The following is a 21995-nucleotide window of genomic DNA, read 5'->3' as shown; positions in this document are numbered from 1 at the left end:
GACCTGCTGTCGCCACTTCAAATACAGAGCTGTACTGTATTGTTTAGTCATCGATCCGAGAGGAGACCCGAGGATGACCGAACCCGAGGCACCCGCGCCACACACAGCACCGCCTGCATCGCCGCCCATCGCGCTGCCCACCCTGCGGCCCACGCCCTTCGATCCGCCCGCGGAGCTGGCCGGGCTGCGAGAGACCCGGCCCATCGCCCCGCTGGCCTACCCGGACGGCCATCAGGGGTGGCTGGTGACCAGCCACGCCCTGGTCCGCCAGGTGCTGGCCGACCGGCGGTTCAGCGCGAGGTCCGAGCTGCGTCACCTGCCCGTCCAGCAGCCCGGTCAGGGGCCGGCCCAGCCCGCGCCGCCCGGGGTGTTCCTCTCGATGGACCCGCCCGAGCACACCCGCTACCGCCACCTGCTCACCGGGGAGTTCACCGTGCGCAGGATGCGGCGGCTCACCGAGCGCATCGAGGCGGTCACCGGCGAATACCTGGACGCGATGGAACGGCAGGGCCCGCCCGCCGACCTGGTGGAGACGTTCGCGGCGCCGATCCCGGCCCTGGTGATCTGCGAGCTGCTCGGCGTGGCCGACGACGACAGGGAGCGCTTCCTGGCCGAGGCCGCCGCGCTCATGCGGCCGGGCAACTCGCACGAGGAGGTGGTCTCCGCCTTCCTGGTGATGCAGGCGCACATGAAGGAGCTGGTACGGGCCCGGCGGGCCGAGCCCAGCGACGACATGCTCAGCGGCCTGACCAAGAGCGACCTGACCGACGAGGAGCTGGCCAACATCGGCTTCATGCTGCTGGGCGCCGGACTCGACACCACGACGAACATGCTGGCCCTGGGCACGTTCGCGCTGCTGACCCACCCGGACCAGCTCGCCGTGCTGCGCGCCGCGCCGGACCGGGCCGAGCAGGTGGTGGAGGAGCTGCTGCGCTACCTCGGCATCATCCCCTTCCTCGTACGCACCGCGCTCGAGGACGCCGAGGTGGGCGGCGAGCTGGTCAGGGCCGGGCAGACGGTCACCCTCTCGCTCCCGGCCGCCAACCGCGACCCCGGCCGCTTCCCCGACCACCCCGACGCCCTCGACCTGAGCCGGGCGGCCGGCGGCCACCTGGGCTTCGGCCACGGCGTGCACCAGTGCCTCGGGCAGCAGCTCGCCCGGGTCGAGATGCGGGCGGGCTATCCGGCGCTGTTCGCCAGGTTCCCGTCGCTGCGGCTGGCCGTCGAGCCCGGCGAGGTGCCGCTGCGGACCGACATGGCCATCTACGGCGTCCACAGCCTCCCCGTCACGTGGGACGCGGGATAGCGGGCCATGCCGGAGCCACCGCTCAATAGACTCATGCCGGACCGCCCCCACACGATGGTGACCCGACACGCATGAACACGATCGACCCCTCGCCCACGCCCCGCCCGGCCGGCCGGCCGCGCAGCCAGGAGGCGGACCTCGCCATCCTCATGGCCGCGATCGACCTGCTCATCGAGCTGGGCCCCGCGCAGACCAGCATCGAGCAGGTCGCCAGGCGGGCGGGCGTGACGAGGGCGACGGTCTACCGCAGGTTCGCCGACAAGACCGAGTTGCTGGTGCGGGCCCTGCAGTTGGTCAACCACGACCAGGATCCCGCCTTCACCGGCTGGCGCGACCTGGAGCACATGATCGGCGACATCTCGGCGTACCTGGCGGTGCCGCGCCACCGCCGGTTCCTGCGCAGGCTGTTCGGCTCCGTAGACGACTATCCCGAGCTGATGACGACCTACCGGATGGTCAACGGCGGGCGGCGGGCGGCGATGGTGCGCGAGATGCTGTGCCAGGCCCGGGATCGCGGACGGCTGCCGCAGGAGACCGACGTGGACGTGGTGCAGGAGCTCCTGAGCGCCGCGGTGCTCTCCCATGCCGGCACCCATCCGGACGACGAGAGCGCCGGCGAGATCGAGGCGTACCTCCTGAGGATCATGAAGCAGGCCGGGTATCGCCCGGGGGCGGCGGAGGGGCGGGCCGGCCACCGCTGAGGCCCGACCCCGGCGCACTGGACCCGCCCTAAACCGCCCTAAAACCGCCCAGAAAACAAATGAAGGCCACCTGGCCTTTGTGGCGGTATTTCGGCTGGCCGAATTGCCTTTTCATGTGAAATGTAACGTTTCAAAACAGCTCTTGTTTTTCCGACAAGATCTATCCACCCTTCTCGACAGAGGCGTAAAGATCACTTCTGTCTCGAAGGAGAGCCGTGCCGAACACCCTCCGTTGGCGTGCGATCCTGGCTGGGGTCGTCACTTTAACGGGACTTCTCGTCCCACAGGCCGCCTACGCGGCCGAGGAACCCACCAAGATCGACGCCACCGTCCAGGCGGATCTCGCCGAGGACGACAAGGCCACCTTCTGGGTCCGGATGAAGGGGGCGGCCGACCTGTCGGCCGCCCGCCGGGCGGTCACCAAGGACGCGAAGGCCGAGTTGGTCTACGAGGCCAAGACCGATCGGGCCAAGACCTCACAGGAGAGCCTGCGCAAGCTGCTCGACGCCCAGGACGCCGAGTACACCACCTACTGGATCGTCAACGCGGTACGCGTGACCGCCGGCGAGAAGCTGGCCGAGACCATCGCCGAGCTCCCCGAGGTGGACAGCATCCTGCCGGTCCGTACGCTCTCGGTGCCTAAGCCGGATCCCGCCGCGACCGAGGCCAGGGTCAACGCGAACGAATGGAACATCGACCGGATCGGCGCCCCGCGCGTGTGGAGCGAGCTGGGCAACCGCGGTGAGGGCATCGTCGTCGCCAACATCGACACCGGCGTCCAGTACGACCACCAGGACCTGGCCGGGAGCTACCGGGGCACGAACCAGGACGGTTCGTTCAGCCACGAGTACAACTGGTTCGACCCGACGGACCTCTGCCCGCCCGGCGTCCCATGTGACAACAACGGGCACGGCACCCACACCATGGGCACCATGGCGGGCGCGAACGGCATCGGCGTCGCCCCGGGTGTGAAGTGGATCGCGGCCAAGGGCTGCGAGATCGACACCTGCACCGACGCGTCGCTGCTGGCGGCGGGCGAGTGGGTCGTCGCGCCCACCGACTTCGAGGGTGAGAACCCGCGTCCTGACCTGGCGCCCGACATCGTCAACAACTCCTGGGGCGGCGACGGGTTCGACCCCTGGTACAAGGAGACGGTCGAGACGTGGATCGCGGCCGGCATCTTCCCCGCGTTCTCCAACGGCAACAGCGGGCCCTCCTGCACCACCAGCGGCTCCCCCGGCCAGTACAAGATCTCCTACAGCGCGGGCGGCTTCGACATCAACAACGCGCTGTACGCCAGGTCGAGCAAGGGCGCGGGTGAGGACGGCGAGATCAAGCCGAACATCTCCGCCCCCGGCGTCAGCGTGCGCTCCTCGGTCCCCGGCGGCAGCTACGCCAGCTACACCGGCACGTCGATGGCCTCGCCGCACGTCGCGGCCACCGTCGCGCTGATCTGGTCGGCCTCGCCCGGCCTGCAGGGCCAGGTCGAGGCGACCAGGCCGCTGCTCGACTCGACCGCCATCGACACCTCAGACACGAGTTGCGGCGGCACCGCGGCCGACAACAACGTGTGGGGCGAGGGCAGGCTCGACACCTACGCCGCCGTGCAGGCCGCCTCGGGTGACGGGGTCGGCGACCTCGCCGGCACGGTCACCGCCGCCGGGGCTCCGGCGCCCGGGGTGACGATCACGGTGTCGGGGCCGCTGAGCCGTACGGTGACGACCGGCGCGGACGGCACGTACGCCATTCCGCGCCTGCTGGCCGGCGACTACGAGCTCAGCGCGAAGAAGTACGGCTACGAGGACGCCACCGCGACGGCGACGATCACGCCGGAGCAGTCCACGACCGTGGACGTGTCGATGACCCAGGTGCCGTCCGCCACCGTCACCGGCACGGTGACCACGGCGGGAACGCCGGAACCCGGCGCGGCGATCACGGCGGCGGACACGCCGGTGAGCGCGGTGACCGACGCCTCCGGCCACTACAGCCTGACGCTGCCGCGGGGCGACTACGAGCTGGCCGTCACGCCGTCATCCAAGTGCTCCAGCGCCGCGACCGCCACCGTCACGGTGGACGGTGACGTGGTCAAGGACATCGAGCTGCCGCTGCGCGGCGACAACTTCGGCTACACCTGCGAGAGCGGCACGCTGCCGTACGTGGCGGGCACCGACAAGCTGGCGCTGACCGGCGACGACGACGCCCTGCAGGTGACGCTGCCGTTCGCGATCCCGTTCTACGGCGCGGCGGCCGACAAGGCCTGGATCGGGACGAACGGGTGGGTCACGTTCGCCACCGCCAAGACCACCTCCCGCAGCAACGGAACGATCCCGAGCGCGGCCGTGCCCAACGACGCGATCTACCCGTACTGGGACGACTTCGAGATCGACGCCCAGTCCGGGATCTACACCGCGGTGACCGGCACCGCGCCGCACCGCGTGTACGTCGTCGAGTGGCGGGACGCCAAGTTCTACGGCACCACGCAGCGGATGTCGTTCACGGCGCTGCTGGGCGAGGACGGCTCGATCTCCTTCCGGTACAAGGACATCGAGGGCGACCGCGAGAAGGGCTCCAGCGCCACGGTCGGCATCGAGAACGCGACCGGCACCGACGCCCTGATGTACTCCAACCTGGAGCCGGCGCTGTCCAGCGGGCAGAGCCTGGCGTTCACGGCCAGCAGGCACGGCCTGGTGACCGGCGTCGTCACCGACGCCAACGACGGTGACCCGCTGGCGGGCGCGACGGTCGAGGTGGGCGACGTGGCCACCTTCACCACCGGCACGGACGGCCGGTTCAACGGGCAGGTGCTGGCGGGCGACTACGAGGTCGAGGTGTCCAAGGAGCACTACGGCACGTTCACCCAGGCCGTCACGATCGCGGCGACCGCGGTGACGACGGTCGACACGAAGCTGGTCACCGGCCGGGTGAGCGCGTCGACGGCCGAGCTGACCGTCGTTCAGCCGGCCGGCACCACCCGCACCAGGACGCTGGAGCTGACGAACCTGGGCTCGGCGACCGCGTACACGGTCACCGGCGACTCCTGGTTCACCGCGACGCCGGCGACCGGCAACCTGGCCAACGGGCAGAAGGCCACGCTCAACGTGAAGGTGTCCAGCGACGGCGTCGCGCCCGGCACGGTGCGCACGGGCAAGCTGCTCGTCAAGTCGGCCAGCGGCCGGCAGCCGACGATCGAGATCACCGTGGCCGTCGTGGTGCCCAAGCACCAGGTGGCCGTCGACGTGGGCGGCAACAGGAGCATGGTCGACCGCGCCGGTGACACCTGGACGCCGGACAAGAAGTACACCGCCGGCGGCCACGGCTACGTCGCCGGCCGCAACCGGACGGAGAGCACGTCCAGGACCATCTCCGGCACCGACGACCAGGCGCTGTTCAGGTCGGCCAGAGAAGAGATGCTGGAGTACCGCTTCGACCGCGTCCCGAACGGCACGTACACGGTCGAGCTGGACTTCGCCGAGATCAAGAGAACGGACATGGGCGACCGGGTCTTCGACGTGCTCGTCGAGGGCCAGCTGGCGATCCCCGCGCTCGACCTGGCTCTGGAAGCGGGCACGTACACGGCCGTGACCAGGCAGTACACGGTGAAGGTGACCGACGGTCAGCTCAACGTGCGCTTCGCGGAGCGCGAGGGCAAGACGCTCGTCAACGCCATCCGCATCTCCGAGCGCCCGGACCGTGTGCTCCCGTAGTGATCGGCCGATGACCGGTGCCCGTCCCGTACGCCTCGCGGGGCGGGCACCCAGCGTCGGGGGACCCTCGTTCATCCGGACGCGCCGAGTCAGCGAAGAAAGGGGCAAGGCAACACCACACAAGGAGATCTGATGCGTAAGCAACTGGCGCTCGCCGCCGCCGTGCTCGGCGCGGGCGCGGTCCTGGCCTCGCCCGCGCAGGCTCAGCACCGCTACGCCGGCCCGAGCGTGACGGGCCTGACCACCATGGGCGATCTGGTCGTCTTCGACGCCGGCAACCCGAGAAGAACCGACAGGATCGGCCGGATCAGCGGCCTCCGAGGCGACCGCAGGGTCGTCGGCATCGACTACCGGGTGCAGAACCGCAGGCTGTACGCCGTCGGCGACCGAGGCGGCGTCTACACGCTGGACAACCGGGCCAGGGCCACCAAGGTGTCCCAGCTGACGGTGGCGCTCAACGGCAGGGCCTTCGGCGTCGACTTCAACCCGGCGGCCAACCGGCTGCGCGTCATCAGCGACGCCGGCCAGAACCTGCGTCACAACCTCGACGACCCGAACGGCGCCCCGGCCAGGGGCAGGACCGCCGTCGACGGCACCCTCACCAACCCGCCCGCGCCGCCCGCCACGGCCGGTGCGCGGGCGACCGGCGTGACCGGCGCCGGCTACACCAACAACGACCTCGCCGCGAGCACCGCGACGACCCTGTTCGACGTGGACACCTCGGGCGACCAGCTCTCCGTGCAGTCCCCCGCCAACGCGGGCAACCTGGCCCCGACCGGCAAGCTCGGCGTGAACGCGGCCACCGGCGCCGGGTTCGACGTGTACAGCCGGCTGCGCAGGGGCGTGGCGGTGTCGAACACGGCGTACGCCACCCTCAGGACCGGCGGCGCCTACCGCTTCCACATCGTCGACCTGCTGACCGGCAACGCCGTCCAGGTGGGCTCGTTCCCGTCGAACCGCCAGGTCAGCGACATCGCGGTACAGCTAGCCCGATAAGCCGCAGGGGTGCCCCCCGGGTACCGCACACCGGGCGGCATCTGTTACTGGTTAGTACATGAGACGCGTGCGGCTTGAGCGGGACCTCCCCGTGCCGATGCCCGACGGCGTGACGCTGCTGGCCGACCACTACTCCCCGGCCGGAGTCGAGCGGGCCCCCGTCATCCTGATGCGCTCACCGTACGGCCGGCGGGGCCTGCTGGGCTGGGTCCACGGCCGCGGGTTCGCCAGGCAGGGCTTCCACGTCGTCATCCAGAGCTGCCGTGGCGGCTTCGGCTCAGGCGGTCTGCTGGACCCGCTCGGCGACGAGCACGACGACGGCCTGGCCACCGTCGCGTGGTTGCGCGAGCAACCCTGGTACGACGGCTCGTTCGCCATGTTCGGCCCCTCCTACCTGGGCTACACGCAGTGGGCGATCGCCCCCTACGCCGGGTCCGAGCTGAAGGCCATGGCCACGCAGATCACCGCGTCGCAGTTCAGGGACGCGGCGTACGTGGGCGGCGCGTTCGCGCTGGAGTCGGCGCTGAGCTGGACCACGCTCACCGACGGCATGTCGCGCCGCTTCGGCGGCGGCGTCGCGCCGCTGACCGCGCCCAGGCTCACCCGCAAGGCCGTCCTGTCGGGCCGGCCGGTGGGGGAGCTGGACCTGGCCTCGGCCGGGCGGCCGCTGCGCTTCTACCAGGACCTGCTCGCCCACCACGCCGACCCGGCCGTCCCCTACTGGGACAAGCGTGACTTCTCGCCGAAGGTCGGGGAGGTGCGGGCGGCCGTCACCATGCTGGGCGGCTGGTACGACGTCTTCCTGCCGTGGCAGCTCAAGGACTACGCGGCGCTGCGGGCGGCGGGGCGGCGGCCGTACCTGACGATCGGGCCGTGGTACCACGTGGACTCGCGGCACGGCCGCCCGGCGATGGCCGAGGCGACGGCCTGGTTCCGCGCCCACCTGCTGGGCGACTTCGCCGGACTGCGGCCCGACCCGGTGCGGCTGTTCGTGACCTACCCGGGAGAGGAGGGCGCCGGGGAGTGGCGGGACTATCCCGACTGGCCGGTGCCGGGGATGCGGGAGCAGCGCTGGCACCTGCAGCACGGCTTCGGCCTCGGGACCGAGGAGCCGCGCGGGTCCGGGCCCGACCGCTTCCGCTACCACCCCGACCATCCGACGCCGGCGGTCGGCGGGCCCGTGCTGCTCGGCGACTCCAGGCCGCGTGATCAGCGGCGGCTGGAGGAGCGCCGTGACGTGCTGGTCTACAGCTCGGCCGCGCTGGAGTCGGGCGTGGAGATGATCGGCCCGGTGCGGGCCGAGCTGTTCGTGCGCCCCAGCACCCCGTACGTGGACGTGGTCGTGAGGGTGTGCGACGTGCGGCCGGACGGGCGCTCGTACAACGTGTGCGAGGGGGTGCGGCGGCTGGGTCCAGGCGACTCCGACGGGGTGCGCCGGGTGGAGGTGGACCTGTGGCCCATGGGGCACAGGTTCGGGCGTGACCATCGGATCCGGGTGCACGTGGCGGCGGGGGCGTACCCGACGATCGCCCGCAACCCGGGCACCGGCGACCCGCTGGTCGCGGGCGGCCCGATGGTGAGCGCCGACGTCGAGGTCTTCCACTCCCCCGAGCATCCCTCCGCCGTGGTGTTGCCGCTGTGCGCGCCTCGAGACTGATCTCCCTGGTCCTGCTGTTACAGGGCAGGGGCGGGATGACGGCGGCCGAGCTGGCCGCGGAGCTGGAGGTCTCCGAGCGCACGGTGCACCGCGACGTGCTCGCGCTGTCGGAGGCCGGCGTGCCCGTGTACGCCGACCGGGGGCGGGGCGGCGGCTACCGGCTGCTCGACGGCTACCGCACCCGGCTGACCGGGCTGGACCGGGCCGAGGCCGAGGCGCTGTTCCTGTCGGGGGTGCCGGCGGCGCTGCGCGAGATGGGGCTGCAGGAGGTGGCGGCCGCCGCCAGGCTGAAGGCGGCGGCCGCGCTGTCCCCCGCGCTGCGTGACGCGCCCGAGGTCGCGGCGCAGCGCTTCCACCTGGACGCGCCGGGCTGGTTCGCCGGCGACGACCCGCCGCCGGCCGCGCTCGCGCCGCTGGCCAGGGCGGTGTGGAACGATCGGCGCGTTTCGGGCGACTACAAAGGCAACCCGCGGACCCTGGAGCCGTACGGGCTGGTGCTCAAGGCGGGGGTCTGGTATCTGGCCGCCCGGCTCGGGGACGGGTTCCTGATCTTCCGGCTGCAGCGCTTCGGCGAGATCACGGTGCTTCCCGAGCCCTTCGACCGGGACCCCGGGTTCGACCTGGCCGCCTTCTGGAAGGAGCAGTCGGCCGCGTTCACCCGCTCGCTGCTCAGGGACGTGATCACGCTGCGGCTCAGCGAGCGCGGGCTGCGGATGCTGCGGCACGTCGCCGACCCGGCCGCGGTCGACGACGCGCTCGCCTCGCTGCGGCCCGACGGCACGGTGCGGCTGGCGGTGGAGTCCGTGCAGGTGGCGTACTCGCAGGTGCTGCGGTTCGGGCCGGAGGCGGAGGTGCTCGGCCCGCCGGAGCTGCGGGCCCTGGTCGCCGGCGCCGCGGCCCGCATGTCCGCGCTCTACGAGTGAACGCCTAGCGGTACTCGGCCGGGTCGGCGTCCTTGCCCGGCTCGAGGACCTCGGTGATGTACCGCCACACCTGCGGGCGGCTGCCGTCCACGTCCGTGAGGTCGTACGCCTCGGCCAGTTCGCCGCTCTCGACCGACCTGCCCGTCCAGCGCTGCTTGTCCGGATCGGCGGCCACGGCGGCGACGCCCCTGCCGACGTAGGCGGGCGTCTCGGAGACCAGCCAGCCGGGGTCGGCCTTCGCGTCCCGCCAGTTGTCCTCGGTGGTGCCGAAATGGTCCAGCATGGCCTCCGAGCGCAGGAATCCCGGGGTGACCGCCAGCGCCGTGCCGCCGTAGGGGCGCAGCTCGTTGGACCAGGCGAACGCCAGCCGGTTGACCGACATCTTGGCCAGGTCGTAGTAGACGTTCTCCCGGTAGTGCGTCTCGTTGTACGCCCAGGTGCCGTCGGTGACCTCCACGACGAGCCCGCCCTCGTTCCTGATCAGCAGCGGCAGCAGGTGGCGGCTGGTGACGATGTGGGTCTCGATCGCCAGCCTGAGCAGCCGCAGGCCCTTGTCCATGTCGTGTTTCCAGACCGGGGTGTCCCACTCCCACAGGTGGTCGCCGCCCCACACGTCGTTGACCAGCACGTCCAGCCGGCCCTGCTCGCGATCGACGCGTCCGGCCAGCTCCTCGACCTGGTCCCGCTCCAGGTGGTCCACCTGGACGGCGACGCCCGTGCCGCCGGCCGCCGTCACCAGCTCGGCCGTCTCCTCTATGGTCTCCGGCCGGTTCATCTCCGAGCGCTGGGCGCGCGTCGTCCTGCCGGTGCAGTAGACCGTCGCGCCGGTCCGGCCCAGCTCGACCGCTATCCCTCGTCCTGTGCCGCGGGTCGCTCCCGCCACCAAAGCAATCATGCAGTCGATGGTTCCCCGAATAGAGGACATCTCCTGTCATGTTTTCGGAGCGAACCGTTCGCCGCGAGGATCAGACCATTCGTCGATCTTCGATTACGCGGGGTTGCAGAGCCGTTAAGGTGCCATCGTCGACCCCACGATGCCTCTCACGTATTGAGACGGCATCTCGACATTTAGGCCAAACCGTAATACTGCCGTCATTGGGATTAATACTCCCGTAAAGCTACTCTCCCTCCATTGACTACCTGTCAGATGCCGGTCACAACCGGCTGCTGATCCACTCATCGGAGGGTCGATTGACTACCGGGGAACCCGGGCAGCAACGCACCGACCGCAGCCCGTGGAACTGGCTGCTGGTCCTGCCCATCGTGCTGCCGCTGCTGACGTTCCTGTACAACGCGGACGAGCCCCGCCTGCTGGGCTTCCCGCTCTTCTACTGGCTGCAGATCGCCTTCATCGTGGTGGGCGTCGTGACGACGACCATCGTCTACAGGATGACCAAGTGAGCGGGCACACGACCGAGCTGGTCGTCTTCGTGCTGCTGTTCGCGCTGGTCACGGGCCTCGGCTTCGTGGCCGCGCGCTGGCGGCGGCCGACCGACCTGGCCAGCCTCAACGAGTGGGGGCTGGGCGGTCGCAGCTTCGGCTCGTGGATCACCTGGTTCCTGATCGGTGGCGACCTCTACACCGCCTACACCTTCGTGGCGGTGCCCGCCCTGGTGTTCAGCTCCGGCGCGCTGGGCTTCTACGCGCTGCCGTACACGGTGGTGGTCTATCCGCTGGTGTTCCTGGTGCTGGCGCGGATGTGGTCGGTGTCGCACGTGCACGGGTTCGTCACGCCCGCCGACTTCGTCAGGGCCCGCTTCGGGTCGCCGACGCTGGCGCTGGCGATCGCGATCACCGGGCTGGTGGCGACGATGCCGTACATCGCGCTGCAGCTCGTCGGGATCGAGGCGGTGCTCAAGGCGATGGGCATCACCGGACACCTGCCGATCATCATCGCGTTCGCGATCCTGGCCGCGTACACCTACCAGTCGGGGCTGCGGGCGCCCGCGCTGATCGCGTTCGTGAAGGACGTGCTGATCTACATCGTGATCCTGGCCGCCGTCATCTACATCCCGGCCAGGCTCGGCGGCTGGGACTCGGTCTTCGACGCGGCCAAGGCCAAGTTCGACGCCACGGCCTCCGCGGGCGACGGCTACATCCTCGGCGCGAGCAACCAGCTCCAGTACGTCACGCTGGCGTTCGGCTCGGCGCTGGCGCTGTTCCTCTACCCGCACAGCCTCACCGGCGTGCTGGCCTCCAGGAACCGCAACGTCATCAAGCGGAACATGGCGGGCCTTCCCGCCTACAGCCTCGTGCTGGGCCTGATCGCGCTGCTCGGCTTCATGGCGATCGCGGCGGGCACCAAGCCGGTCGTGACCGACGGCAAGGCCGACACCAACACGATCGTGCCGGTGCTGTTCGACCAGATGTTCCCCGACTGGTTCGCCGGCGTCGCGTACGCCGCCATCGGCATCGGCGCGCTCGTCCCCGCGGCCATCATGTCGATCGCGGCGGCCAACCTGTTCACCCGCAACATCTACCGCGAGTACATGAACAAGAACGCCACCGACGCCCAGGAGGCCAAGGTCTCCAAGGTGGTGTCGCTGGTGGTCAAGGTGGGCGCGGTGCTGTGCATCCTGCTGCTCGACCCGCAGTTCTCCATCGACCTGCAGCTCATCGGCGGCGTGATCATCCTCCAGACGCTGCCTTCGGTGGCGCTCGGCCTCTACACCCGCTGGTTCCACAAGGGCGGCCTGATCACCGGCTGGGCGCTCGGCCTCGCGGCGGGCATGTGGATGCTGTACCTCATCCCCAACCCGGCCAACGGCAAGGCGCACTTCGGCGGCTCGGCGTTCGGGCTGTCGAACCTCGGTTTCGACACCACGATGACGGTCTACGCCGGGTTCCTGGCGCTGGCCGTCAACCTGGTGGTGTCGGTGCTCGCCACGCTGATCTTCCGGGCGGCCAAGGTGACCGACGGCGAGGACGCGACGGCGCGCGGCGACTACTTCGCCGACGAGGGCGACCCCGACGTCAAGGACCTGGATCTGGCCGGCTCTCACTGATCCGGCTTCTGACGGCCCGCGCCCCGCTCGCCGGGGGGCGGGCCGTCCTGTGTCAGGTAGCCGGGGTTGGCGACCTGAAGCTTCGCCCGTACGGCCTGCTCCAGGGCCGCGAGGAGGGGGCCGTCATCCGGCAGCCGACCCTCGCGGACGGCCGCGGCGAGTTCGGCGTCGTCCGCGACGCCCAGGCCGGCCAGGCGCTCGGCGTGCTCGCGTGCCTGGGCGGGGCCGAGCTCGATCTCGCGCTCGACCATGCCCAGCACGTTGATCGCCACCCGGGTGTGGAAGCGCACCCGGCCGTCGACGGCGGGCAGCACGTCGGTCTGGAGGAAGTCGCGTACGGCGGCCACGAGTTGCGCGGCCGTGGGCACGTCGTGCGGGTCGGTTCGCGTCACCATCACTCCTCAGCAGAGCAGATCAGTAAATATGGTCTTTTATCCGGTCCGATCATGTTTACGGCTAATCTGCGGCCATGCACACAGAGTCCCCCTCCGCACCGGTCCCGATGCTCGGGCCCCGGCTCATCCGGGCCGAGGTCCTCGTCGTGTTCTCGGTCTCGCTCGGCGCCAGCGCCCTGGTGGCGTTCGTCCGGCTGATCGGTGCGCTCACCGCGCCGAAGGAGCTGAAGGGCCAGCAGGCCGTGCTGGTCGGGTCGCTGGCCCCCGGGCGGCCGTGGCTGGACCTGACGCTGCAGCTGGTCGAGATCGCGATCTCGGTCGCGCCGGTCGGGCTGGTGGCGTACCTGATGGTGCGCTCGGGGGAGTCGCTGCGGGCGATCGGCGCCGACGTCCGCGAGCCGGGGCGCGACCTGGTGCGCGGGGCGCTGCTCGCGGCCGCGATCGGCGGCAGCGGGCTGGCCTTCTACCTCGCGGTGTGGGCCTCCGGGGTGAACCTGACGGTGGTCCCTGGCGCGCTGCCCGAGGTGTGGTGGCAGGTGCCGGTGCTGCTGCTCGCATCTGCGCAGAACGGCGTGCTGGAGGAGGTGCTGGTCGCCGGGTACCTGCTGCACCGGCTCGGGCAGGCCGGCTGGGGGCCGTGGCGGGCGGTCGTCGTGTCGTCGCTGCTGCGGGGGTCGTACCACCTGTATCAGGGGTTCGGCGGGTTCGTCGGGAACGTGGTCATGGGGCTGGTGTTCGGGCGGTTGTACCAGCGGTGGGGGCGCGCGATGCCGCTGGTGGTGGCCCACACGCTCATCGACGCCGTGGCCTTCGTCGGGTACGCGTTCCTGCGCGACCGGGTGAGCTGGCTGCCCTGACCCCGTTGACGGCGCGGGCGGTTCGCGTTGGGATCCAAGCATGAGCTTCGCCGTGCCCGACCACGTCCGGCCGATCCGCGACGCCGTCCACACCTTCATGCGCGAACGGGTCGAACCCCTCGAACCGCTGCTGGACGCGGGCGGGCCGGACGCCGCGGCGGCGCTGGGCGGGCTGCGGGACGAGGCCAGGAAGGAGGGCCTGTGGGCGCTCGGCCATCCGCGTGAGCTGGGCGGCGGCGGGCTGCCCTTCCTCGACTACGTCTACGTCAACGAGGTGCAGGGACGCAGCGAGTACGGGCAGCTCGCGCTCGGCACGTACACGTTGCAGGACTCGCTGATGCTGCACGAGCACGCCTCGCCCGCTCAGCGCGAGCGCTATCTGGAGCCGCTGGTGCGCGGCGACATCTCGCCCAGCTTCGCGATGACCGAGCCGGCCGTCTCCAGCAGCGACCCCACGCAGATCACCACGTCCGCCGTGCTCGACGGGGACGAATGGGTGATCAACGGGCACAAATGGTTCACGACAGGGGCGTCGCGGGCGGCGTACACGACCGTGATGTGCCGGACCGAGCAGGACGCGCCCCCGCACCTGGCGTTCTCGATGATCCTGGTGCCGACCGGCACGCCCGGCTACCGAATCGTGCGCGAGACCCCCGTGCTGGGGCTGGACGGCGCGCACTGCGAGGTCAGGTACGACGACGTCCGCGTCCCCTCCGCCAATCTGCTGGGCCCGCGCGGGCACGGGTTCGTCATCGCGCAGCGGCGGCTGGGACCCGGGCGGATCTTCCACTGCATGCGCTGGCTGGGGCAGGCGCAGCGGGCGTTCGACCTGATGTGCCGGCGGCTGCACGAAAGGACCGCCTTCGGCGAGCCGCTGGCCGCCAAGCAGCTCATGCGGCAGCACGTGTTCGACTCCTACACCGAGATCCAGGCCGCCAGGCTGCTCACGCTCAACGCCGCCGAGGCCGTCGACGCCGGCTCGCAGGCGCGGGTGGAGATCGGGGCGATCAAGGTGGTGGGCGCCCGCATGCTGCACAACGTGATCGACCGCGCCATCCAGGTGTACGGCGTCGCCGGCCTGACGGCCGACACGCCGCTGGAGCGGATGTACCGGCACGCGCGGGCCGGGCGGATCTACGACGGTCCCGACGAGGTGCACATCGACTCGGTGGGCCGGCGGATCCTGGGGGCGTACACGGCGGGCGGCAACTGGGAGTTCGGGCTGCGATGACCGACCCAGCGGCGGTCGTCGGCGAGGTGTTCGGTGCCGGGGCGGCCATCGTGTCCGGCGTCCGGCTGCCCGGCGGGGCCTCGCGCGAGACGTGGGCGCTGGACGTCGCGGGCGGCGGTGCGCGGCACGAGCTGGTGCTGCGGCTGGACTCACCCGGCGGCGCCCTGGAGGCGGGGCCGGGGCTGCGGCAGGAGGCCGTGCTCATGCGGGCCGCGTACGACGCCGGGGTGCCGGTGCCGCGGGTCCTGGCCGCCGGGGAGTCGTACCTCCTCATGGACCGCGTGCCCGGGGAGACGATCCCGCGCCGGATCCTGCGCGACGACGCCTACCGGGACGCCAGGCCCCGGCTGGCCGGGCAGTGCGGCCGGGCGCTGGCCGCGATCCACCGGATGCCGCTGTCGTGCGTGCCGGGCGACGCGCCCGGCGATCCGTTGCGCCAGTGGCGGGACGCGCTCGACCTGCTCGGGGAGCCGCATCCGGTGTTCGAGCTGGCGCTGCGGCGGCTGGCGGCGAGCCGGCCGCCGGGCACGCGCAGGACGGTGGTCCATGGGGACTTCCGCAACGGCAACCTGATCGTCGGCCCCGAGGGGATCAGGGCGGTGCTCGACTGGGAGCTGGCCCACGCCGGCGACCCCCTGGAGGACCTCGGGTGGTTGTGCGTGAAGGCGTGGCGGTTCGGCTCGCCGCTGCCGGTGGGCGGGTTCGGCGACTACGACGAGCTCGTCTCCGCCTACGAGGCGGCCGGCGGCGAGCCGGTGGACCGGGACGCGCTGCGCTGGTGGGAGACGTTCGGGGTGCTCAAGTGGGGGATCATCTGCGTCATGCAGACCATGCGGCACCTGCGCGGCGGCGCGCGGTCGGTGGAGCTGGCCGCGATCGGGCGGCGCGTGTGCGAGAACGAGTGGGACCTGCTCGGCGCGCTGCGGCAGGACTCCTGACACGCCGTCAGGCGGTCCACCTCGCCGTCAGGCGGTCCACCGCGCGCGCAGCCGGGCGGTCCACCCCGTCAGGACGGATCGCAGCCGGGCGGGGCGCAGCGCGGAGAGCACCAGCAACGCGCCGATGAGCGTGTACAGCCCGGACAGGCCGGCCAGGGTGCCTGGGGGCTCGGCCAGCTCCGCCCACGGCAGGCCGTCGGGGCGCGACCACGGCAACCCGCCCGTCCGTGCCCACGGCAGCGTGCCGGCCACGCGGAGCGCCGCGTCCAGGTCCAGGGCGAACAGGGCGCCGGTGGCGGCCAGCGGCAGACCGCACGCCAGCGCCGCCGGCGGCCACGCGGTCAGAAGGGTGACGATGACGGCGACCGCCGCCAGGTATCCGAGGCCCGCCGGTGCCGGGCCGAACGTCGCGTAGCCCGTACGCAGGGCCTTGGCGGCGGCCTCGGTGAGGTAGTAGACGGGGACGAGGGCGGCCAGCCCGGCGGCGGCTCCCATCAGCTGACGAGTCACACCGGCATCGTCCCCCAGGCGGGCGCGTCCTGTGCCGGTGTTCGCCGGTTCTCGCGCGCGCACCGACCGTTTCCGGCGAGTTAGCGTCTTATGCATGCGTAACAGTGCCACGGGCCCTGGCCCGATCAGCCCGGACGGATCGCCCGTCCACTTCTACAGCGTGCTCGGGATCACCGGTGAGCCTGAGCTGGTGGCTCAGGTGACGCCGCGGGGCGGCTCCGTGCTGGAGCTCGGCTCCGGCGTCGGCCGGGTGACCCACCCACTGATCGAGAACGGCTTCGAGGTCGTGGCCGTCGACGAGTCCGCCGAGATGCTGGCCCTCGTGCGCGGCGCGCGTACCGTGCGGAGCCGGATCGAGGACCTGCGGCTCGACCGGCGGTTCGACACCGTCATGCTCGCCTCGCAACTGGCGAACACCGTGGCCGAGGAGGACCGGCTGCGGCTGTTCGAGGCCTGCGCCAGGCACGTACGACCCGGGGGCGCGGTGCTGATCCAGTGGATGCCCGCCGAGGCGCACGACCGGTGGCGCCCGGGCATGGGCAGGTCCGACGGCGACGTCACGATCACGATGGCGGCCGTGGAGGAGGTGTCGCCCGGGATCTACCACGCGACCATGCGGTACACATATGGCCGGGACGGCGAAGACAAGGTGTGGACGCAGTCCTTCTCGTCGAGGCGGCTCAGCGACGAGGAACTGGGGGCCGGTCTGGCGGCGGCCGGGCTGCGGCTGGAGCGGTTCCTGACCGAGGACCGCACCTGGCTGGTGGCCGTGCCGGCCTCCTGAGCGGGCTCCTTTACAATGTAGATCACATCCTCGCCTCGATGTCGTGAAATTACTGGAAAATACTGGGACTGTTGGTACGCTCGCGCCATGAGCGACCGGCTGGACGATCTCGAGCTGCGGATCGACGAGCTGCGGGCCGGTGTACGCACGGCCATGCGCACCAGGGACGGAGCCTCCGCCCGCGTCCTGCGCGCCGAGCTCCGCAGCGCTGAACGCGCCTGGGACGCCCTGGTGAGCGGCGGGCAGGCGCGGGCCAGGCCCGAGCCGCCTCCCCTGGTCACCGTGCGCGAGCAGGTCCACCAGGGGCTGCGGCTGCTCGGGGCGGCCGCCCAGCCGCGGCTGATCGTGGCCGTCAGCGAGGCGTTCTTCGGCGGTACGATCCGCAGCAACCAGCTCACCAGCCTGCGCAGGGACGAGGAGCGGTCGTTCAGGTCGTCGCCGTTCGGGCGGCCGTACTATCTGTGCGCGGCTCTGACCGACCGCCTCTCCCCCGCCCGCGGCCTGCTCACGCTCAGCACGTGGCCGCTGGAGCGGCGCGTGGTCGGCCCGCTCAGCCCTCGCGTCGACTTCCTCACCTGCGCCGGAGCGGTGGCGGAGCACATGTCGGCGGGCCAGGAGGACGAGCGGGCGGCCAAGTTACTCGTCAGGATGGCGAGGAACATCCCCGGCGCCGCCACACTGGGCCCGCCCGACCCGCTGCGGGTGATCGAGGCGGCCCGCGCCGAGCTGCGCGTGCACGCCGCCCGCGACACGCGGGACCGCGCCGAGCTGGCGGAACGCGCCACGGCGCAGCTCGGTGACGCGGCCAGGCTGTTCGGCGCCGCTACGCTGAGCACGATCAAGAAGGAGCAGGCGAAGTGAGCGGCTTGAAGCGCGAAGGCGATCGCGGCGGCATGAGGCGACCGAGCCCGCCTCACGGAGTGAGGCCATGAGCACGCGAGGGAGTGCCGTCGTCTGGAGGAGCGGCGGGAGCGAAGCGACCAGAGCGGGGGAAGGCGGCGGCATGAGGCGACCGAGCCCGCCTCACGGAGTGAGGCCATGAGTACAGAGCACCGGCTCGACGCGTTGCGGGGTACGACGCCGCCGCGGCCGCATGACGCGCGGGCCATCGCGGCGCTGGCCGCCAACCCCGGTTGCGGCCGGCGGGCGCTCATGGACGGCGCCGGGGTCGACAAGGACGCCGCGGCCCGGCACCTGGGCTTCCCCGCGCCGTTCGGGCAGTCGCCGTTCGCGATCACGCGCGGCAACGTGTTCGAGGCGCTGGTCAAGGCCGACGGGTGCGCGGAGCTGCTGCGGATGCTGCGCGAGCTGCTCGGCCTGCCGATCGCCGAGGTCGCCTACCACGACGTGGAGAACGTCGGCGCCCACCTGCGGCACGCCCACACCCGCGCGCTGATCGACCGCGCCGCCCGCGACGGCCAGGACGCGGGCACCCTATACGACCACCCGCTGCTCACCCTGGAGATCGCCGGGCACACCGCCTATCTGGAGCCCGACGTGGTGGCGTTCCAGGTCGGCGGCCGCTTCCACATCGTGGAGATCAAGTCGTTCGCGGTGATCGACGGCCAGGCCGACCCGTCGGCGGTGGCGGCGGCCGCCCGGCAGGCGGCGGTGTACGTGCTGGCGCTGCGCACGCTGCTGGAGGAGCTGGGCCACGACCCGCGGCAGGTCTCGCACGACGTGGTCCTGGTCTGCCCGGAGAACTTCGCCAACCGCCCGGCCGCGACCCTGGTCGACGTACGCAGGCAACTGGCCGTGCTGCGCCGCCAGCTCACCAGGATGACCACCCTCGACCGGCTGCTCGCCGGGCTGCCCGAGGACCTGACGTTCGACCTGCGGCCGGACGACGACGGGCGGCCCACCAGGCCGGTCGCCGAGCTGGCCGACGCGCTGCGCAGGACGACCGCCCGGTACGCGCCCGACTGCCTGTCCACCTGCGACCTGTGCTTCTTCTGCCGCGACGAGGCCCGTCAGGAGGGCGCCTCAGACCTGCTGGGCCGGCAGGTACGCGACGAACTGGGCGGCGTCGCCTCGGTGGCGGAGGCGCTGGGACTCGCCGACGGCGTCCGCGACCCGGCCGAGGGCCAGGAGGAGATCGCCCGGCTGCTCCGCAACGCCGAACGCCTGCGCCAGGAGTGCCTCTCCCCCTCGGGAGGTTCGTGACATGAACCCGCCCACCTGGCCCGCGCCGCAGTGCCTCTCCCCGTGCCGACCTCGCCCGCGCCGCGAGTGTCTCTGCCCTTCGGGAGGTTCCTGACGTGAGTCTGCTCACCTCGCTCGCGCGGCTGCGGGCCCTGGACGAGGGCGTGGCACAGCCTGTCGCGACCGTCAGGCACTGCCATCTGTCGGCCCGGCCGATGGTGTTCATCCCGTTGAAGCTGTCCGGTGAGGCCGCCGCGCCGCTGGCCGCCATGCTCGGCGACGACCGGGAGCGGCCGCGCCTGCTCGTGGTGCCCCAGCCGCGCAACCGCGACCTGCGCTTCGCCTGGGCGGCCGAGCTGGCCGGGGTGCTCCTGCCGTACATCGAGGGGTTCCTGGCCGCCACGGAGACGGTGGAGCGGCGCAACGCCGACCCCTACGAGCGGGCGGTGGACGCCCCGCAGCTCATCGTGCCGAACCCGGCAGGCGTGGGCTTCACCCGGCTGCTCGGCCGCTCGACGCGCTTTCGCCGGGCCGACGGGCCGTACCCGGTGCCGCCGGAGGTGCCGCTGCTGGGGCGGTGGCTGACGTACTTCGCGGAGCGGGCGGCGTACCCGGGGTCGTCGCTGATGCCGGCCGCGACCGAGGAGCTGGGGCGGCACTGGGCCACCGGGCAGAGCGGGCTGGAGGACGCCAACCTGGCGGCGCTGCTCGGCTGGATCGCCGACGGGCCCGTCGACCGGCGTGCCGACGAGGCCGAGGACCCGCTGATCTGGCCGCCCGCCGGGCCCGCGACCGATCCTGGGTTCGACGCGGAGGTGCTCGCGCCGGCGATCGAGAGCGGGTCGGCCGAGCGGGTCACCGAGGCGCTGCGCACCCAGCTGGAGCCCACGTGGCGGCTGATGTGGCAGGCGATCGACCTGCTCGGCGGCCTGCCCGCGGGCGCGAGCGTGACCCAGCGGTGGGAGCAGGACCGCGGTTCGTTCAGCGGCATGGCGGCGCACCTCGCCGAGGGCGGGCCACCCCAGCCCAGGCGCGACGGCGCGATCGCCGCCGCGGCCAGGCTGACCAGGATGGAACGCGCCCAGGCCGCCTATGACGTGCAGCGCGCCTACGACGACCCTTTGGTCATGGCCGACCACCGGCTGACCGGGGAGGCGTTCGCGGGTGAGGTGGTCGAGACGGTCCCGGACAACACCGAGGGCGAGGGCCGCTCGCGCAAGCTCCGCCCGCTGGTGATGATCAAGACCGACGACCCCGTACGCCTCCCGCCCGGCGCCTCCCTCGGCACCCCGCAACGCCGCGGCCAGGGCGCCGAACTGGTGTCCGCCTCCGACGGCCTGGTCACCTTGAAGATCACCAAGGGCATGGGACGTGGGAAGACGGCGGCGCCGGGAGCCGTGCCCGAGCCCGGCGAGCGGGTCTGCTACACCTCGCTGACCGACGACTTCCAGGGCTCGCCGAACCTGCCCGACGCCGAGGCCACCCCGTGGACGCACGGCGGGCCGCCGCGCGAGTACGTACCCGACGACGAGGACGCCCAGGAGGAGTGGTCATGACGGCCGAGAGCCCGGAGCAGGTCGTCAAGAGCGTCCTGGCCGACCTGCCCCGGCATCGGGGCGTGGTGGTCGACTCGCCGCCGGGCGCGGGCAAGTCCACGCTGGTGGTGCGCGCCGCCGCGCACATCGCCGCGACCGGCGAGCCGCTGATGATCGTCGCCCAGACCAACGAGCAGGTCGACGACCTGGTGGCCCGGATCTCCGCCGCGCACCCGCGCCTCACCGTGGGGCGGCTGTCGGCGAGCGGGTACGTGCCGCCGCTGCGCATGCTTGAGCTGCCCGGCGTCCGGGTCGGCACCAGGATCCAGGATCTCGGCGACCCCGACATCGTCCTCGCCACCGCGGACAAATGGGCGTGGATCGGCGACCGGGTGTGGCCGTGGGCGATCGTGGACGAGGCGTACCAGATGCGCTCGGACAAGCTGCTGCGGATCGCCGGGGCGTTCGAGCGGGCGCTGTTCGTGGGCGATCCCGGGCAGCTCGACCCGTTCTCGATCGTGGACGGAGACCGGTGGTCGGGCCTGTCGTGGGATCCGTTGCAGAGCGCGGTGTCGGTGCTGCTGCGGCACAACCCGGACCTGCCCGTGCACCGGCTTCCCGTGTCGTGGCGGCTGCCGGCGTCGGCGGCGCCGGTGGTGTCGCGGGCGTTCTACCCTTTCACCGGGTTCAGGGCGGGCACCTCGGCCGGGGATCGGCGGCTGGAGCTGGCGACGGGCGGCATGGGGACCGTGCACGACCGGGCGCTGGAGGAGGCCGCGAGGTCGGGGTGGGCGCTGCTGGAGCTGCCGAACCGGCACACCGTGCGTACCGACTTCGAGGCGGTGCAGGCGGTGGCGCTGCTGGCGGCTCGGCTGCTGCAGCGGGGCGCGACGACTCATTCCGAACAGGGCTCGCGACCGGTGACGGCCGATCGCATCGCGGTCGGGGCGGCCCACCGTGACCAGGTGGCCGCCATCCGCGCCGCCGGGCTCCCGGCCGAGATCACCGTGGACACCGCCAACCGGCTGCAGGGCCGCGAGTACGACGTCACGATCGTCCTGCACCCGCTGTCGGGGCGGCGCGACGCCACGGCCTTCCATCTGGAGTCAGGCCGGTTGTGCGTGCTGGCCTCCCGGCACCGGCACGCCTGCGTGGTCGTGGCCCGGGCGGGCATCGCCGAGCTCCTGGACGCCCATCCGTCGGCGGAGCCGGTACAGCTCGGGGTGCCGGTGAAGTTCCCTGACGGCTGGGAGGCGAACCAGTCGGTCCTGGAGCACCTGTCCCACCACCGCGTCTGACACCACCCTCCGC

At 71.9% G+C, this 21995-nt stretch carries 19 protein-coding genes; 16 read left to right on the top strand and 3 right to left on the bottom strand.

The window, feature by feature from the left end; all coding sequences use genetic code 11:
- Positions 1–73 precede the first annotated feature (73 nt).
- The 6 genes from ITP53_RS35100 (at position 74) to ITP53_RS35075 (ending at position 9287) form a co-directional block, all read left to right on the top strand.
- Positions 74–1306 carry a cytochrome P450 gene (locus tag ITP53_RS35100; protein ID WP_195899760.1) on the top strand — a complete coding sequence of 411 codons (1233 nt, stop codon included), beginning with the start codon at positions 74–76 and terminating at the stop codon, positions 1304–1306.
- 71 nt (positions 1307–1377) lie between these two features.
- Complete coding sequence (locus ITP53_RS35095; RefSeq protein ID WP_195899759.1) at positions 1378–2007, top strand: TetR/AcrR family transcriptional regulator; 630 nt, start codon at positions 1378–1380, stop codon at positions 2005–2007.
- Positions 2008–2222: 215 nt separating this feature from the next.
- The gene (locus ITP53_RS35090; RefSeq protein WP_195899758.1) at positions 2223–5711 is read left to right on the top strand and encodes a S8 family serine peptidase; all 3489 of its coding nucleotides are present in this window, start codon (positions 2223–2225) and stop codon (positions 5709–5711) included.
- Between the two features lie 132 nt (positions 5712–5843).
- The gene (locus tag ITP53_RS35085) at positions 5844–6707 is read left to right on the top strand and encodes a DUF4394 domain-containing protein (RefSeq protein ID WP_195899757.1); all 864 of its coding nucleotides are present in this window, start codon (positions 5844–5846) and stop codon (positions 6705–6707) included.
- A gap of 58 nt (positions 6708–6765) precedes the next feature.
- Positions 6766–8364: a CocE/NonD family hydrolase gene (locus tag ITP53_RS35080; RefSeq protein WP_195899756.1), complete on the top strand. Its 1599-nt coding sequence runs from the start codon at positions 6766–6768 to the stop codon at positions 8362–8364.
- Positions 8346–9287 carry a helix-turn-helix transcriptional regulator gene (locus ITP53_RS35075; RefSeq protein WP_195899755.1) on the top strand — a complete coding sequence of 314 codons (942 nt, stop codon included), beginning with the start codon at positions 8346–8348 and terminating at the stop codon, positions 9285–9287. Before ITP53_RS35080 ends, ITP53_RS35075 begins: the two co-directional genes overlap by 19 nt.
- A 4-nt stretch (positions 9288–9291) precedes the next feature.
- Here ITP53_RS35075 and ITP53_RS35070 read toward each other — a convergent pair whose 3' ends face one another.
- Positions 9292–10182: an SDR family oxidoreductase gene (locus ITP53_RS35070; RefSeq protein ID WP_207756833.1), complete on the bottom strand. Its 891-nt coding sequence runs from the start codon at positions 10180–10182 to the stop codon at positions 9292–9294.
- 296 nt (positions 10183–10478) lie between these two features.
- Between ITP53_RS35070 and ITP53_RS35065 the strand changes: the two genes are divergently transcribed.
- Both ITP53_RS35065 and mctP read left to right on the top strand, forming a co-directional pair.
- Entirely contained in the window at positions 10479–10688 is a 210-nt protein-coding gene (locus tag ITP53_RS35065) for a DUF3311 domain-containing protein (RefSeq protein ID WP_195899753.1), read from the top strand.
- The gene (mctP, locus tag ITP53_RS35060) at positions 10685–12292 is read left to right on the top strand and encodes a monocarboxylate uptake permease MctP (RefSeq protein ID WP_195899752.1); all 1608 of its coding nucleotides are present in this window, start codon (positions 10685–10687) and stop codon (positions 12290–12292) included. The genes ITP53_RS35065 and mctP overlap by 4 nt, the downstream gene beginning before the upstream one ends.
- Here the strand turns inward: mctP and ITP53_RS35055 are convergent.
- Complete coding sequence (locus tag ITP53_RS35055) at positions 12286–12687, bottom strand: DUF6285 domain-containing protein (protein WP_195899751.1); 402 nt, start codon at positions 12685–12687, stop codon at positions 12286–12288. The genes mctP and ITP53_RS35055 overlap by 7 nt on opposite strands.
- A 74-nt stretch (positions 12688–12761) precedes the next feature.
- Between ITP53_RS35055 and ITP53_RS35050 the strand changes: the two genes are divergently transcribed.
- The 3 genes from ITP53_RS35050 to ITP53_RS35040 are packed head-to-tail and all read left to right on the top strand — an operon-like array spanning position 12762 to position 15713.
- Complete coding sequence (locus ITP53_RS35050; protein WP_195899750.1) at positions 12762–13544, top strand: CPBP family intramembrane glutamic endopeptidase; 783 nt, start codon at positions 12762–12764, stop codon at positions 13542–13544.
- A 40-nt stretch (positions 13545–13584) separates the two neighbouring features.
- Positions 13585–14775 carry an acyl-CoA dehydrogenase family protein gene (locus ITP53_RS35045; protein WP_195899749.1) on the top strand — a complete coding sequence of 397 codons (1191 nt, stop codon included), beginning with the start codon at positions 13585–13587 and terminating at the stop codon, positions 14773–14775.
- A complete protein-coding gene (locus tag ITP53_RS35040) occupies positions 14772–15713 on the top strand; it encodes a phosphotransferase family protein (protein WP_195899748.1) in 942 nt (313 codons plus the stop codon). The genes ITP53_RS35045 and ITP53_RS35040 overlap by 4 nt, the downstream gene beginning before the upstream one ends.
- Positions 15714–15740: 27 nt before the next feature.
- On the opposite strand, the gene ITP53_RS35035 is transcribed toward ITP53_RS35040, so the two are convergent.
- Positions 15741–16223 carry a hypothetical protein gene (locus ITP53_RS35035; protein WP_195899747.1) on the bottom strand — a complete coding sequence of 161 codons (483 nt, stop codon included), beginning with the start codon at positions 16221–16223 and terminating at the stop codon, positions 15741–15743.
- Between the two features lie 94 nt (positions 16224–16317).
- Between ITP53_RS35035 and ITP53_RS35030 the strand changes: the two genes are divergently transcribed.
- From ITP53_RS35030 to ITP53_RS35010, 5 genes are all read left to right on the top strand, one after another.
- Positions 16318–17007: a class I SAM-dependent methyltransferase gene (locus ITP53_RS35030; protein ID WP_195899746.1), complete on the top strand. Its 690-nt coding sequence runs from the start codon at positions 16318–16320 to the stop codon at positions 17005–17007.
- Between the two features lie 87 nt (positions 17008–17094).
- The gene (locus ITP53_RS35025) at positions 17095–17868 is read left to right on the top strand and encodes a hypothetical protein (protein WP_195899745.1); all 774 of its coding nucleotides are present in this window, start codon (positions 17095–17097) and stop codon (positions 17866–17868) included.
- Positions 17869–18045: 177 nt separating this feature from the next.
- Entirely contained in the window at positions 18046–19170 is a 1125-nt protein-coding gene (locus ITP53_RS35020) for a hypothetical protein (protein WP_195899744.1), read from the top strand.
- A 95-nt stretch (positions 19171–19265) separates the two neighbouring features.
- Complete coding sequence (locus tag ITP53_RS35015; protein WP_195899743.1) at positions 19266–20705, top strand: hypothetical protein; 1440 nt, start codon at positions 19266–19268, stop codon at positions 20703–20705.
- The gene (locus ITP53_RS35010; RefSeq protein WP_195899742.1) at positions 20702–21982 is read left to right on the top strand and encodes an AAA family ATPase; all 1281 of its coding nucleotides are present in this window, start codon (positions 20702–20704) and stop codon (positions 21980–21982) included. Before ITP53_RS35015 ends, ITP53_RS35010 begins: the two co-directional genes overlap by 4 nt.
- Positions 21983–21995: the final 13 nt, after the last annotated feature.

The organism is Nonomuraea cypriaca (assembly GCF_015645445.1).
Classification (GTDB): domain Bacteria; phylum Actinomycetota; class Actinomycetes; order Streptosporangiales; family Streptosporangiaceae; genus Nonomuraea; species Nonomuraea cypriaca.
The sequence above is the reverse complement of the archived record's forward strand: the minus strand, read 5'-3'. Positions and strand labels throughout refer to the sequence as shown.

What these genes read in the sequence shown, in the direction of transcription:
- ITP53_RS35100 (WP_195899760.1), top strand. Translation starts at nt 74, where the DNA reads ATGACCGAACCCGAGGCACCCGCGCCACACACAGCACCGCCTGCATCG.
- ITP53_RS35095 (WP_195899759.1), top strand. Translation starts at nt 1,378, where the DNA reads ATGAACACGATCGACCCCTCGCCCACGCCCCGCCCGGCCGGCCGGCCG.
- ITP53_RS35085 (WP_195899757.1), top strand. Translation starts at nt 5,844, where the DNA reads ATGCGTAAGCAACTGGCGCTCGCCGCCGCCGTGCTCGGCGCGGGCGCG.
- ITP53_RS35080 (WP_195899756.1), top strand. Translation starts at nt 6,766, where the DNA reads ATGAGACGCGTGCGGCTTGAGCGGGACCTCCCCGTGCCGATGCCCGAC.
- ITP53_RS35070 (WP_207756833.1), bottom strand. Translation starts at nt 10,182, where the DNA reads ATGATTGCTTTGGTGGCGGGAGCGACCCGCGGCACAGGACGAGGGATA.
- ITP53_RS35055 (WP_195899751.1), bottom strand. Translation starts at nt 12,687, where the DNA reads ATGGTGACGCGAACCGACCCGCACGACGTGCCCACGGCCGCGCAACTC.
- ITP53_RS35050 (WP_195899750.1), top strand. Translation starts at nt 12,762, where the DNA reads ATGCACACAGAGTCCCCCTCCGCACCGGTCCCGATGCTCGGGCCCCGG.
- ITP53_RS35045 (WP_195899749.1), top strand. Translation starts at nt 13,585, where the DNA reads ATGAGCTTCGCCGTGCCCGACCACGTCCGGCCGATCCGCGACGCCGTC.
- ITP53_RS35040 (WP_195899748.1), top strand. Translation starts at nt 14,772, where the DNA reads ATGACCGACCCAGCGGCGGTCGTCGGCGAGGTGTTCGGTGCCGGGGCG.
- ITP53_RS35030 (WP_195899746.1), top strand. Translation starts at nt 16,318, where the DNA reads ATGCGTAACAGTGCCACGGGCCCTGGCCCGATCAGCCCGGACGGATCG.
- ITP53_RS35025 (WP_195899745.1), top strand. Translation starts at nt 17,095, where the DNA reads ATGAGCGACCGGCTGGACGATCTCGAGCTGCGGATCGACGAGCTGCGG.
- ITP53_RS35020 (WP_195899744.1), top strand. Translation starts at nt 18,046, where the DNA reads ATGAGTACAGAGCACCGGCTCGACGCGTTGCGGGGTACGACGCCGCCG.
- ITP53_RS35010 (WP_195899742.1), top strand. Translation starts at nt 20,702, where the DNA reads ATGACGGCCGAGAGCCCGGAGCAGGTCGTCAAGAGCGTCCTGGCCGAC.